At 68.6% G+C, this 12,480-nt stretch carries 17 protein-coding genes; 3 read left to right on the forward strand and 14 right to left on the reverse strand.

Going from position 1 to position 12,480, the window contains the following annotated elements:
- A partial coding sequence (locus NJ4_RS22930) for a sigma factor (RefSeq protein WP_281178379.1) occupies positions 1 to 326 on the reverse strand: 326 nt, incomplete at its 3' end.
- 136 nt (positions 327 to 462) lie between these two features.
- On the opposite strand from NJ4_RS22930, the gene NJ4_RS22935 reads away from it, so the two are divergent.
- Positions 463 to 1,515 carry a phosphatase PAP2 family protein gene (locus NJ4_RS22935; RefSeq protein ID WP_082749069.1) on the forward strand — a complete coding sequence of 351 codons (1,053 nt, stop codon included), beginning with the start codon at positions 463 to 465 and terminating at the stop codon, positions 1,513 to 1,515.
- Here the strand turns inward: NJ4_RS22935 and NJ4_RS22940 are convergent.
- The 3 genes from NJ4_RS22940 to NJ4_RS22950 all read right to left on the reverse strand — a co-directional run bounded on the left by NJ4_RS22940 (position 1,498) and on the right by NJ4_RS22950 (position 3,919).
- A complete protein-coding gene (locus NJ4_RS22940) occupies positions 1,498 to 2,097 on the reverse strand; it encodes a class I SAM-dependent methyltransferase (RefSeq protein ID WP_067441088.1) in 600 nt (199 codons plus the stop codon). The genes NJ4_RS22935 and NJ4_RS22940 overlap by 18 nt on opposite strands.
- A complete protein-coding gene (truA, locus tag NJ4_RS22945) occupies positions 2,090 to 2,929 on the reverse strand; it encodes a tRNA pseudouridine(38-40) synthase TruA (protein WP_217996968.1) in 840 nt (279 codons plus the stop codon). The genes NJ4_RS22940 and truA overlap by 8 nt, the downstream gene beginning before the upstream one ends.
- A gap of 78 nt (positions 2,930 to 3,007) precedes the next feature.
- Positions 3,008 to 3,919, reverse strand: a complete 912-nt coding sequence (locus NJ4_RS22950) for a PfkB family carbohydrate kinase (RefSeq protein WP_067441094.1) — start codon at positions 3,917 to 3,919, stop codon at positions 3,008 to 3,010.
- A gap of 108 nt (positions 3,920 to 4,027) precedes the next feature.
- Here NJ4_RS22950 and NJ4_RS22955 point away from each other — a divergent pair, with 108 nt between their 5' ends.
- Positions 4,028 to 4,387, forward strand: coding sequence for a GntR family transcriptional regulator (locus tag NJ4_RS22955; protein WP_067441097.1), 360 nt, complete (start codon positions 4,028 to 4,030; stop codon positions 4,385 to 4,387).
- Between the two features lie 111 nt (positions 4,388 to 4,498).
- Positions 4,499 to 5,239, forward strand: coding sequence for a DUF2786 domain-containing protein (locus tag NJ4_RS22960; RefSeq protein ID WP_067441100.1), 741 nt, complete (start codon positions 4,499 to 4,501; stop codon positions 5,237 to 5,239).
- Positions 5,240 to 5,307: 68 nt separating this feature from the next.
- On the opposite strand, the gene rplQ is transcribed toward NJ4_RS22960, so the two are convergent.
- The 10 genes from rplQ to NJ4_RS23010 form a co-directional block, all read right to left on the reverse strand.
- On the reverse strand, positions 5,308 to 5,979 hold the full coding sequence (gene rplQ / locus NJ4_RS26825; RefSeq protein WP_067441103.1) for a 50S ribosomal protein L17, sunset domain variant: 672 nt from the start codon (positions 5,977 to 5,979) through the stop codon (positions 5,308 to 5,310).
- Between the two features lie 59 nt (positions 5,980 to 6,038).
- Positions 6,039 to 7,055, reverse strand: a complete 1,017-nt coding sequence (locus NJ4_RS22970; RefSeq protein ID WP_067441105.1) for a DNA-directed RNA polymerase subunit alpha — start codon at positions 7,053 to 7,055, stop codon at positions 6,039 to 6,041.
- 110 nt (positions 7,056 to 7,165) lie between these two features.
- A complete protein-coding gene (gene rpsD, locus NJ4_RS22975) occupies positions 7,166 to 7,774 on the reverse strand; it encodes a 30S ribosomal protein S4 (RefSeq protein WP_067441108.1) in 609 nt (202 codons plus the stop codon).
- Between the two features lie 29 nt (positions 7,775 to 7,803).
- On the reverse strand, positions 7,804 to 8,211 hold the full coding sequence (gene rpsK / locus NJ4_RS22980) for a 30S ribosomal protein S11 (RefSeq protein WP_067441111.1): 408 nt from the start codon (positions 8,209 to 8,211) through the stop codon (positions 7,804 to 7,806).
- Between the two features lie 76 nt (positions 8,212 to 8,287).
- Complete coding sequence (gene rpsM / locus NJ4_RS22985; protein ID WP_067441114.1) at positions 8,288 to 8,662, reverse strand: 30S ribosomal protein S13; 375 nt, start codon at positions 8,660 to 8,662, stop codon at positions 8,288 to 8,290.
- A 222-nt stretch (positions 8,663 to 8,884) separates the two neighbouring features.
- Complete coding sequence (gene rpmJ / locus NJ4_RS22990; RefSeq protein ID WP_056681713.1) at positions 8,885 to 8,998, reverse strand: 50S ribosomal protein L36; 114 nt, start codon at positions 8,996 to 8,998, stop codon at positions 8,885 to 8,887.
- Between the two features lie 74 nt (positions 8,999 to 9,072).
- Positions 9,073 to 9,294 carry a translation initiation factor IF-1 gene (infA, locus tag NJ4_RS22995; RefSeq protein WP_026145687.1) on the reverse strand — a complete coding sequence of 74 codons (222 nt, stop codon included), beginning with the start codon at positions 9,292 to 9,294 and terminating at the stop codon, positions 9,073 to 9,075.
- Positions 9,295 to 9,551: 257 nt separating this feature from the next.
- A complete protein-coding gene (locus tag NJ4_RS23000) occupies positions 9,552 to 10,619 on the reverse strand; it encodes an LLM class flavin-dependent oxidoreductase (RefSeq protein ID WP_067441117.1) in 1,068 nt (355 codons plus the stop codon).
- Between the two features lie 37 nt (positions 10,620 to 10,656).
- Entirely contained in the window at positions 10,657 to 11,826 is a 1,170-nt protein-coding gene (locus NJ4_RS23005) for a hypothetical protein (protein WP_067441121.1), read from the reverse strand.
- Positions 11,819 to 12,480 (reverse strand): SigE family RNA polymerase sigma factor (locus tag NJ4_RS23010; protein WP_245644683.1); only part of this gene is annotated, 662 nt, incomplete at its 5' end. The genes NJ4_RS23010 and NJ4_RS23005, both read right to left, overlap by 8 nt.

Here is a 12,480-nt window from a genome sequence, read left to right on the forward strand (position 1 = left end):
TCGTCGTACGACATCGGCTCGGCCTCGACGGATCCGGCCGGGCGCACCTCGGCGACCGGTGACTCCTTGCGCCGGAACTTGCGCCACCACGAGGTGTGGGCGTTGACCACCATCCGACGCACGTAGGCATCGGGGTCGTCGGCGGCGCAGATCCGCGGCCAGGCGCCGATCGCCCGGGACAGGGCGTCCTGGACGACGTCCTCGGCGTCGGCCGCGTTTCCGGTCAGCACGTAGGCGAAGCGGAGCAGCCCCTGGCCGCGTGCGGTCACCCAGGACTCGAAGTCCGGTTCGGTCACACCCACTCCATCCATGGTCATCGTGCTCATGCAGGACAGACGCCCCACGGGCTCATTCTGTTGCGAACTTCCTCATCGTTCCGTGTCCTGGACGCAGAATTCTCCCCGATGACACGAACAGATAAGGAAATGCGCCCCTTCCATGCATTGACGTACCATTCCCCCCATGGTCAGCGGAACGGGGGAGACAACGCTGCGCACTGGCCTACCCGCTCGACGGGGTGTCACCCGGCCCCTCGTGCGTGCCGGCGCCTTCGTCGTCTTCGGCGTTCTGCTCGGCGCCTGGATCATCCACTTCGGCGTTCCCAGTGACACCGTCCAGATCTTCCTGTGGCTGTGGGTCGCGACGATCTGCTGGAACGTCGAGGAGAACTGGCGCTACCACCTCAACTTCCTGCGCGACTGGTGGGTGCCCGTCGCCGCACTGGTGGTCTACTTCTACAGTCGTGGGCTCGCCGACGAGCTGCTGAAGCTGCCCGTGCACTTCCGGATGCCGATCCACGTCGACGAGTGGATGTTCGGCGAGCTGCCGTCGTACTGGCTCCAGGAGCACCTGTGCGGCTCCCCGTGCAACCCCGACAGCGCCCCCAGCTGGTTCGACCTGGTCTTCGCGGTCGTCTACACCAGCCACTTCGTGACCGGCCTGATCCTCGCCATGGTGCTGTGGCTGCGCAACCGCGGCGAGTGGAAGAAGTGGATGCGTCGCTACGTCGGCGCCAACCTGGTCGCGTTGGTCATCTACATCGTCTACCCGATGGCACCGCCGTGGATGGCCTCCGAGGACGGCTACCTCGAGCACCCGGTCTTCCGCATCACCCACCGCGGTTGGGACGCCGTCGGCCTGGGCCGTTTCCACCTGGTGCTGACCGGCGTCGGCAACCCGGTCGCGGCGATGCCGTCCCTGCACTTCGGCATCTCGTTCCTGATCGCGATCTACGCCATCCTGCGACTGCGCTCCGGCCTGCGTTGGCTGCTGCTGGCCTACCCCGCCACGATGGGCGTCGGCCTGGTCTACTTCGGTGAGCACTACGTCATCGACCTGATCTGCGGCGGGCTGCTGGCCGCGTTCGTCCTGGTCGTCTGCGCCTGGTGGGAACGCTCGCGCGACACTCCCGACCGGCACCACCAAGCCGCGCTCTCATCGGCCGACGACGCCATCGCCAGCGAGTCCGTCTCGGCCGCCTCGCCCGGCGAGCGTCGCTCAGTCGACCCGGCGTGACTCCAGCACCCTGAACCCCTTGGCGCTGGCCACCCGCTCGGTCGGATAGCCCTGCTCGGTGAGCCACCGCTGCAGCGAGTCGCCGCCGAGGTTCTTGCCGACCACCATCACCGCACGGCCGCCCGGCGCCAGCCGCGGGAACCAGGTCAGCAAGAGCTCGTGCAGCGCCTGCTTGCCGATGCGGATCGGCGGGTTCGACCAGATCTCGTCGAAGCGGTACGTCGAGGGCACGGCGTCCGGCGTACAGGCCACGAATCGGCCGTCGAGTCCGAGCGCCTTCGCGTTCTCGTTCGCCAACAGCAACGCGCGGGCGTTCACGTCGACCCCGGTGACGTTGGCCAGCGGGACCGAGCGGGCGATGGCGAGCCCGATCGGTCCGTATCCACAGCCCAGGTCCAGCACCTGTCCCTGCGCCGGCGGCTCCATCTCGCGCAGCAGCACGGCGGTCCCGACGTCGAGGTGGCCACGGGAGTAGACGCCCGAGCCGCTGGTCAGGGCCAGTTCATTGCCCCACACCTCGCAGGTGAACTCCTCACGGGTGAAGGGCACCGACGGGTCGGCGGAGAAGTAGTGGTCATCCATGCGGGAGCTCCCTCTTGTTGCGGGCCCGGTCGGCCTGGGCGCACAGCTCGTCACCGTCGGGATAGCGAACCTCTTCGAGCGTCAGCCCCCGCGCCTGCACGACGGTCACGGCCGGGTGGCGCACGCCGGCCGACAGCACCTCCCGTGCCCACGCCCGGGGTCGTCGTCCGTCGCCGATCGCCAGGAGGCAGCCGACGAGGGAACGCACCATGTTGTGGCAGAACGCGTCGGCGCGGACGGTGAGCACGGCCAGTCCGTCGTCCGCGCGGGTCCAGTGCAGGTCGAGCAGGGTGCGGACAGTGGTGGCGCCCTCGCGTCGGCGGCAGAACGACGCGAAGTCGTTGAGGCCGAGCAGGTCGGCGGCCGCGAGGTTCATCGCCTCGAGGTCGAGTGGCTTGGGCCAGGGCAGCACATGGTTGCGCCGGAGCGGGTCGACCGCTTCCTCGGTGTCGGCGACCCGGTAGGCGTACCGGCGCCAGGAGGCCGAGAACCTGGCGTCGAAGCCTGGCGGCGCGGGCGCGACCCGGTGCACCCGGATGTCAGGTGGCAGGAGCCCGTTGAGCCGGCGGCGCAGCGCCTCCATCGGCGGGTCCTGCGAGCGCCCTCCGCCGGCCGCCACGACCGACTCGTCGAGGTCGACATGGAGCACCTGTCCACGAGCGTGCACCCCGGTGTCGGTCCGGCCGGCCACGGTGACGGACGCCCGCTCCAGCCGCAGCACGGTCGCCAGGGCCTTCTCGAACTCACCCTGCACCGTCCGGTAGGCCGGTTGACGGGCCCATCCGTTGAAGTCGGTGCCGTCGTAGGCGAGGTCGATCCTGATGCGCACGATCGGCAATCTTGCCACGGCCTCCGACTGGCCCGCCGTCCCCCTCGAGACCACGCCCCCGGCGGGTCGTGACGTGCCCGACTACGACCTGAGCTCGTGACGGTACGGCGGGTCGGCGCCGGGCCGGGCGACCGTCACCGCGGCCGCGGCCGTGGCGTGGGAGAGCACCTCTTGCCAGGCCTCCCCGCCCAGGGACCGCAGCTCGGTTCGGTGGGCGGCACCCAGCAGTCCCCGTGACCAGAGCGCGTCGATGATGCCCGCGTCGAACGTGTCACCTGCGCCGATGGTGTCCACGACGGAGACCCCGGCGGCCGGCACCTGGACCTGGCCGGAGTGCGCGAAGCAGGTGGCGCCGTGAGCCCCGCGGGTGAGGACGACCGCGGCCGGACCGAGGGCCAGGAGGGCCGCGGCAGACTCCGGAGGCGAGCGCAGGGGAAACAACGAGGCGAGGTCCTCGTCGCTGGCCTTCACGACGTCGGCCAGTGCGACCAGCCCCTCGACCCGGCTCCGCACCGCGGAGCCGGTGCCGGTGACGTCCGGCCGGAGGTTGACGTCGTAGGTCACCGTCGCCTTGTCGCGCAGGTCCCGCGCCAGTCGACGTACGTCGTCAGCACCGGGCGGGAGCACCGCACCCAGCGAGCACACGTGCAGCACGAGCGGAGCGTGATCTGCGGGCCGCGCCACGCTCCAGGCGATGTCGAAGGAGTAGCGCGCCGCGCCGGTGTCGTCGATCGTGGCCAGCGCGGTCGAGGTCCGGGCGAGTCGCTGCGGATCGACGGCCAGGCCGACGCCGTTGTCGGCCAGATGGCGCGCCAGCAGGTCGCCGTACGCATCGGCTGCCCAACTGGTCGCCAGCCGGGTGGGGCGACCGAGTCGCGACAGCGCCACGGCGACGTTGGCGGCACTGCCTCCCGGGTGCTCGGTGACGGTTCCGTCGGCTGCGCGAACGACGTCGACGAGCGCCTCTCCGACGACCAGCGCGGTGTTGTCCATGACTCATCCCTATCGCATCGGGTCACTGACTTCCGGGACTCCCCCGGTCTCGGCCCGGTGCCGTGGCTCACCCACCGGACTCCGGATCCCCGGCACTAGAGTTCGGCCATGGAGTTCTCCCCGCTCGATCCCGATTCCGCCACCCCGCCGTACGAGCAGCTGCGGGCGCAGATCGCGGCCCGCGTCGCGGCCGGGGAGCTGGGTGCCGGCACTCGCCTGCCGACGGTGCGTGCCCTGGCCGGGCAGGTGGGGTTGGCGGTCAACACGGTGGCCCGGGTCTACCGGGAGCTGGAGACCGACGGCGTCGTGGTCACCGAGGGCCGTCGAGGCACCTTCGTCGCCGGCAGCGCCCGGGGAGGCTCGGACGAGGCCCGTGCGGCCGCGTCGGCGTACGTCGCCAGAGTCCGTCGACTCGGGCTGGAGCTCTCGGAGAGCCTGCGTCTGGTTGAGCAGGGCTGGCACTCCTGAGCCCGACGACGCCGGGCCTCACCGTCGCGACCGAGCCCCTGTGGATGACCACTCCACGATGTGGGTGCCGCGGCGCAGGGTGGAGTCCTCCTCAACGAAAGGGATGCCCACATGCACGCTGACCACCCCATGCTCGCGAAGATCCGCAAGCTGCTGGCCAAGGCCGAGAATGATGCCACCACGCCGGAGGAGGCCGAGCTCTACACCGCCAAGGCCGCGGCGCTCATCGCCGACTACGGCATCGACCAGGCGCTCCTGGCCGCCGAGGTGCCAGAGACCGACGTGGTCGGCGACCGGGTCGTGACCCTCGATGCGCCCTACGCCCGCGACAAGGCCGACCTGTTGAGCGCGATCGCGGTGCGGCTGCGGTGTCGAGCCGTGCACATGACCGACCGCACGGCCGACGGCAAGCGCTTCTCCGTGCACCTCTTCGGTCACGAGTCCGACCTGGCCCGGGCCGATCTCCTCTTCACGAGCCTCCTGATGCAGGCCTCCACGTGGCTGGGCCGGGCTCCGGTCCCGCCCCTCGAGCACAAGGCCGCCTTCCGACGTTCCTGGCTGGCCGGGTTCCGCCTGGCCATCAGCCGCCGCCTCGAGACCGCCGAGCGTCGTGCCGAGACCGAGGCCTCGGCACGCGCCGCCGCGGCGGGACGGTCGATGGGCCTGGTCCTCGCGGACCGGTCGGTCGAGGTCTCTTCCCGGCTCGCCGACACCTACCCACACCTGAGCACGGCACGCCCTCGACAGCTCTCCGGCAGCGGCATGTCAGGCGGGTGGGCAGCCGGCCAGCGTGCCGACCTCGGCGGCGTACGCGTCGACGGACGGCCGGCCCACGCGCTCCCGGGCATCTGAGTCGGCCCGAAATGCACCGGAGACCCGCCACCTTGCGGTGACGGGCCTCCGGATGAGGTCGTGCTGGGTCAGCCGGCCTTGGTGAAGCCGGCAGCCTCGGCGGCTTCCTCGGTCTTGAACCAGACCTCGGCGACCGTCTGCTCGTACCACTGCGACTCGGTGGTGTGGAACTTCATCGAGTCCTTGTTGCCCTTGATGGTGAAGCCCTCGGGCGCCGACCCGTCCTCGAGGGGCTCGGCGGCGTCGTCACCGAGGTCGGCGAGGCCCGTGACCTCGACCTCATCGGCCGCAGTCTCGGTGGTCTCGGTCTCCTCGACCGGGGCCTCCTCAACGGGAGCAGCAGCGGCCTCGACCTTCTTGGTCGACGGCGCCTTGGGGCTGTAGGCCTCGGTCACCAGCTCGATGACCGCCATGGGGGCGTTGTCGCCCTTGCGGGGGCCGATCTTGGTGATCCGGGTGTAGCCACCCGGACGCTCGGCGAACGTGGGCGCGATCTCGGTGAAGAGGGTGTGCACGACCGACTTGTCGTGGATGGTCTTGAGGACCTCACGACGGTTGTGCAGGTCGCCCTTCTTCGCCTTGGTGATCAGCTTCTCGGCGTGCGGACGCAGCACCCGGGCCTTGGCCTCGGTGGTGGTGATGCGGCCGTGCTCGAACAGAGCGGTGGCCAGGTTGCTGATGATGAGACGCTGGTGCGCCGGGCTACCGCCGAGGCGGGCACCCTTCTTGGGAGCAGGCATTGTTCTTCTCGATTCTCCCCGGCCGTGTCAGGTACCGGGATAGATGGTGCTGGAGTGGATTAGTACTGCTCGTCCTCGACGAAGGTGTCGTCATCGTCGTCGCCGTACGCCGCCAGGGCGGTGGCCGGGTCGAAGCCGGGCGCGCTGTCCTTGAGGGACAGACCCATCTCGACCAGCTTGCCCTTGACCTCGTCGATCGACTTGGAACCGAAGTTCCGGATGTCGAGCAGGTCCTGCTCCGAGCGCGAGATGAGCTCACCCACGGTGTGGATGCCCTCGCGCTTGAGGCAGTTGTAGGAACGCACGGTCAGCTGCAGGTCCTCGACCGGGAGGGCGAGGTCGGCAGCCAGCTGCTCGTCGACGGGCGACGGGCCGATGTCGATGCCCTCGGCCTCGACATTCAGCTCGCGGGCCAGGCCGAACAGCTCGACGAGAGTCTTGCCGGCCGAGGCGATCGCGTCGCGGGGACGGATCGACGGCTTGGTCTCGACGTCGATGACCAGCTTGTCGAAGTCGGTGCGCTGTTCGACACGCGTCGCCTCGACCTTGTAGGTCACCTTGAGCACGGGCGAGTAGATCGAGTCGACCGGCATGCGGCCGATCTCGTTGTCCGCACCCTTGTTCTGCACGGCGCTGACGTACCCGCGACCGCGCTCGACGACCAGCTCCATCTCCAGCTTGCCCTTGTCGGACAGGGTGGCGATCTTCAGGTCGGGGTTGTGCACCTCGACACCTGCCGGCGGCAGGATGTCGGCAGCGGTGACGTCGCCGGCACCCTGCTTGCGGAGGTACATGGTGACGGGCTCGTCGTGCTCGGAGGAGACGACGAGGCCCTTGAGGTTGAGGATCACCTCGGTGACGTCTTCCTTCACACCCTCGATGGTCGAGAACTCGTGAAGGACGGTGTCGACCTTGATGCTGGTGACGGACGCGCCCGGGATCGAGCTGAGGAGCGTACGACGCAGCGAGTTGCCGAGCGTGTAACCGAAGCCGGGTTCCAGGGGCTCGATCACGAACCTCGAGCGGAACTCGTCAACGGACTCTTCCGACAGGGTCGGGCGCTGAGCGATAAGCACTGATTCTTTCCTTTCCGGACCCACCCACTATTTGACGGGACCGATTTCAAAGGTATTCGGCGGATAGTCGTCTGTGGTCGCAGACTTGAGCATCGACCACCGAACAGGTGTTACTTCTTCGAGTAGTACTCGACGATCAGCTGCTCCTGGACCGGGATGTCGATCTGGGCCCGGACGGGGAGCTGGTGCACGAGGACGCGCATGCGGTTCGGCAGTGCCTCGAGCCACGCGGGGACGACGCGCTCGCCGTGGGTCTCACGAGCCACGATGAACGGGGTCATCTCCAGCGACTTCTCGCGCACGTCGATGACGTCGTGGGCCGAGATCTGGTACGACGGGATGTCGACCTTCTTGCCGTTGACCTTGAAGTGTCCGTGCACGACGAGCTGACGGGCGTGGCGGCGGGTGCGGGCGAAGCCGGCACGGTAGACCACGTTGTCGAGGCGGCACTCGAGGAGCTGCAGCAGGTTGTCACCGGTCTTGCCGGCACGGCGCGAGGCCTCCACGTAGTAGTTGTGGAACTGCTTCTCGAGGATGCCGTAGGAGATACGCGCCTTCTGCTTCTCGCGAAGCTGGAGGAGGTACTCGCTCTCCTTGATGCGGCCGCGGCCGTGCTGGCCGGGCGGGTAGGGGCGACGTTCGAACGCCTGGTCGCCGCCGACGAGGTCGACACCGAGACGGCGCGACTTCTTGGTCATGGGGCCGGTGTAACGGGCCATTTCTCAAAGTCTCCTAAGGTCTCGGGTGATCAGACGCGACGGCGCTTGGGCGGCCGGCATCCGTTGTGCGGCGTGGGCGTGACGTCCTGGATGGTGCCGACCTCGAGGCCGATTGCACCAAGCGAACGGATCGCCGTCTCGCGACCCGAGCCGGGGCCCTTGACGAAGACGTCGATCTTCTTCATGCCGTGGTCCATCGCCCGACGACCGGCAGCCTCGGCTGCCATCTGTGCCGCGAACGGGGTGGACTTGCGCGAGCCCTTGAAGCCGACGGTGCCGGCAGAGGCCCACGAGATGACCGCGCCCGTGGGGTCGGTGATCGTGACGATGGTGTTGTTGAACGTGCTCTTGATGTGGGCTTCGCCCTGAGCGACGTTCTTCTTCTCCTTGCGGCGCACCTTCTTGGCGCCGGCCGCGGTGCGGCTCTTGGGAGGCATTCAATATCTCCTGAAGTTTGCTGGAAGCTGTGAGTACGAGGAAGTGGTCGTCAGTGCCGTGCCGTGAGGCAACGGGTCACTTGGACTTCTTCTTGCCGGCAACCGTGCGCTTGGGGCCCTTGCGGGTGCGCGCGTTGGTCTTGGTGCGCTGCCCACGGACCGGAAGGCCCATGCGGTGGCGGCGACCCTGGTAGCTGCCGATCTCGATCTTGCGGCGGATGTCTGCCTGGACCTCGCGACGGAGGTCACCCTCGATCTTGAAGTTGGCTTCGATCTCGTCGCGGAGCTTGACCAGCTCTGCGTCGCCCAGCTCGTGGACGCGGAGGTTCGGGTTGACCCCGGTGGCTTCCAGCAGCTGCTGGGAGCGGGTACGGCCGATGCCGTAGATGTAGGTGAGTGCGATCTCGATGCGCTTGTCGCGCGGGAGGTCAACACCAACAAGGCGTGCCATGTGATGGCCCTTTCTGTGAGGAGCTTGCGCCCCTCGGTAGTTCACAGAGGTTTCGGTCGTGTCGCACCCTGACGATGGCCAGGCTCCGGCCTTCTGCTCCGGAGGTGGTTTCGGCCCTGAGGCCTAAGCGATCACGTTGTCGTTGTGTTCAGTTGTGTTGATCGGGTCTCGATACGCCCGCTCGTTCCTCACGGGCTGCTCGACCTTGGTCGCTGACGCGACCTAACCCTGGCGCTGCTTGTGGCGCGGGTTCTCGCAGATGACCATGACGCGGCCGTGGCGACGAATCACCTTGCACTTGTCACACATCTTGCCGACACTCGGCTTGACCTTCACGAGGACGGTCCTTTCGGTTTGAATTCGGCTGGCACAAGCCACCGAGCCGGTCACGCACGCGCGACCGGTTGCGATCACTTGTAGCGGTAGACGATCCGACCGCGGGTCAGGTCGTACGGCGAAAGCTCCACCACGACCCTGTCCTCAGGAAGGATGCGGATGTAGTGCTGGCGCATCTTGCCGCTGATGTGGGCGAGAACCTTGTGTCCGTTGCTGAGCTCGACACGGAACATGGCATTCGGAAGGGCTTCCGTGATGGTGCCCTCGAGTTCGATCACGCCTTCTTTCTTCGGCATGTCCTCCACAATCTGTTGTAACGGATACGTCTACCGTGGTGCACCGCGACCGGATGGCCGGTCCCAGCTGGCCCGCGAACCTCTCCCACCGGGGGTGGAAGTGGACCTCGTGAACCGCCGCATGGGCCTCATTTCCCCGCACATCGCCAGCAGACTTGATCACTGGAATTCGATGCCCGGGCAGCCGCGAGGCGCCACGAAACAGACCCACGTTGGGCCGACGCACCAGTCTAGTGCGTGGCCGCGGCAAACCCTAATCAGGTCGAGATGGTGCCCAGCGCCTCGGCAAGCAACCGCAGGGTGGTCTCGCGGGTGGTGGCGGCGTCGACCGGGTCGTCGGTGTGGGCGCCCGCGACCGGGTGCACCATCACCTCGTCGACACCGAACTCCTCGGCCAAGGCCGTGATCTGCTCGGCGGCGGTTGCCGGGTCAGCGATGACCCACCGCCCCCGCATGCCGTTGACCAGGGCGAGGTGGGCGTCCGGGAACCCGATCGCCTCCGCCTCCTCGACCAGCAGCTGCGGGCGCAGCTGCCCGCCGGTGCGCAGTGTGACCATGGCGTGCAGCTGCGGCAGTGCCAGGCGCTCGGCCTGCTCGGTGGTCTGCGCCACCGAGGCGTTGACGGTCAGGAAGGTTCGTGGCTCGGGGTGTTCGGGCGAGGGCCGGTACGTCGTCCGGTAGAGCTCGAGCGCCTCCGCCGTACCGTGTCCGGAGAAGTGGTGCGCGAAGACGTAGGGCAGGCCGAGCCGCGCGGCGAGACGAGCCGAGTAGTCGGAGGAGCCGAGCAGCCAGACCGGCGCCGTCGAGGTGGAGTGTGGGGTGGCGCGCAGTTCGTGGGTGCGGCCGGCAACCGAGAGGCCGACCCCGCCCTCGTCCATCATCGCGACGATGTTCTCGACGTATTCAGGGAAGCGCTCGACCGCGTCCTCCCCCACTCCCCCGGCACCGTGGCGCAGCGCGAAGCTGGTCACCGGGTCGGTGCCCGGAGCACGGCCGATGCCGAGGTCGATGCGACCCGGGAAGGTCGCCTCCAGCAGGGCGAACTGCTCGGCGACCACCAGCGGGGCATGGTTCGGCAGCATCACGCCGCCGGAGCCCACCCGGATCCGCTCCGTGGCCGCGGCCAGCAGGGCGATCATCACCGGCGGGTTGGTCGCGGCCACCGCCGGCATGTTGTGGTGCTCAGCCACCCAGTAGCGCCGGTAGCCGGTCTGGTCGGCGACCCGGGCCAGGGAGCGCGACGCGTTGACGGCGTCACCGGTGGACTGGTTGGTGCGCACCGGCACCAGGTCGAGCACGGACAGGGCAGGAGCAGGTGACGTCACAGTGTGCGCAACGACAGGTGCCCTGCCCCTATTCCGCTCAGCCGAGGAGGCCGCGGAACATCCCCTCGCCCTGTTTCCCGGCGTACTCGCCCCAGTTGAGCGGGCCGACGGTGTAGGAGCGGGCTTCGGATCCACCCCACGGTGAGACCGTCTTCGGGACGACCGGGGACGCAGCCAGTGACGTCGGGTCGCCCTGGGCCCTGAAGTGCCAGAGGATCTGGGCACACTCCCCCATCACCACGCCGGTCCACGCGGTCTTGCCGCCGGCTCCGTTGACGCCGATCGCCAGCCAGTCTCCATCAGGTTGTTCGGTGCACAGGCGGACGGGGTCGTAGTTGGCCGACGACTGCTTCACGACGTCGGCGTACTGCGTGGCGGCGTCGGCGTCACGCCGTGCCGACCAGATCAGGGTCGTCTTGCCGCGACGGGTCTCGTAGGAGCACACGGAGAGCGACTCGGGCTCCACCTCGTCGAGCTGACCGTCGGGGATGCCGGACCACGAACGGTTGGTGTCACACCCGTTGGCGTCGACGTCGACGGCCTCTGCGGTGCCGAGGATCTGCTTGCGCAGAGCCGCGTCGTCGCTGGTCACGGTGACGGTGCCGTTCCCGACCGTCACCGTCTCGCGGACGTAGCCGTCGCCGACGTCGACCGTGCCGGGGCGGACCGCCGCCGCATTGAGCCAGACCGAGTCGGCCCTCGGCACGCCCAGCTCTGTCGCCTTCTCCGACGTGAGCACGGTGCAGGCATCGGTCATCATCACCGGACGACCGACGTAGGGTGTGTTCTTCGGGACGACCTCGTAGTCGGAGCCTCCCGGCACCACGAAGGGCGCCACCCCGCAGTCGAGCACCTGGTCCTCTCCGAACGAGTCCTGCATCGGCGCTCCACCCCAGCCCCAGGTTCGAGGCACCCGCACCTGCAGGCCGTCGTAGGACTCAACCCGCCAGTTCGCGGTGCCCCCGTCTTCCGCGGCCACCTGCTCGTTGCCGCTCGGGCCGTCGCCAGCCCGGTCGATCGCCTGCCAGCCAAGTGGTACGCCGACCACGAGTGCCGCGGCCGCGGCCGCCGCGACGACCCAGGTCCGTGAGCGCCCGGCGCGGGTGTTCACGGGCTCCTGGAGCCGGTCGGGCGCATGTTCGGCGTGAGCAGTCAGCCCCTCACGCATGATCCGCTCGAGATCCTGCTCGGTGTGCTTGTCAGTCATCGCCGGCCTCCTGCCGTTCGAGTTCGACCCGGAGGGCCGCCAGTGCACGATGGATCTGGGAGCGGACGGTCGACTCGGAGCACTCCAGGATCGAAGCGATCTCGCGATCACTCAGGTCCTCGTAGAAGCGAAGCACCACGGCCGCACGCTGCCGTTCCGGCAACGCCCGGCAGACCCGCCACACGGCGTCAGCGGTGCTGACCCCGTCGGCCGGGTCCGGCGTACGCGCGGTGTCGAACACCTCGACCACGGGAGTCTGCCTCTTGCCCCAGCGGCGCCAGGAGGAGACGTTCTCGTTGATGATCATCCGCCGCACGTAGGCGTCGGGGTCATCCGTACGCCGCACGGTGTTCCACCGCTCCAGCGACCGGGCCAGCACGGTCTGGACCACGTCATCGGCGGAATCCCGGCTCCCGGTGACGAGGTAGGCGAACCGGAGCAGCGCGGGGACCCGCGCACTCACCCATTCGTCGAACTCGAGGTCTGCCACCATCACATCCATGCACATCTCACGTCTGAAGGCCCGCTCCTGTTGCACGTGAGCCAGAAGTTCTTGGCGGTCAGGCGGCTGTCCCACCGACTCGAGGGCGGCGACCTGGACCACGTCGGGGTCCACGACCCAGACCGGGACACGAAGTCGGCCCGTGCGCCGAA

It is taken from the genome of Nocardioides jensenii JCM 1364 = NBRC 14755 (genome assembly GCF_001552535.1).
Taxonomy (GTDB): Bacteria; Actinomycetota; Actinomycetes; order Propionibacteriales; family Nocardioidaceae; genus Nocardioides; species Nocardioides jensenii.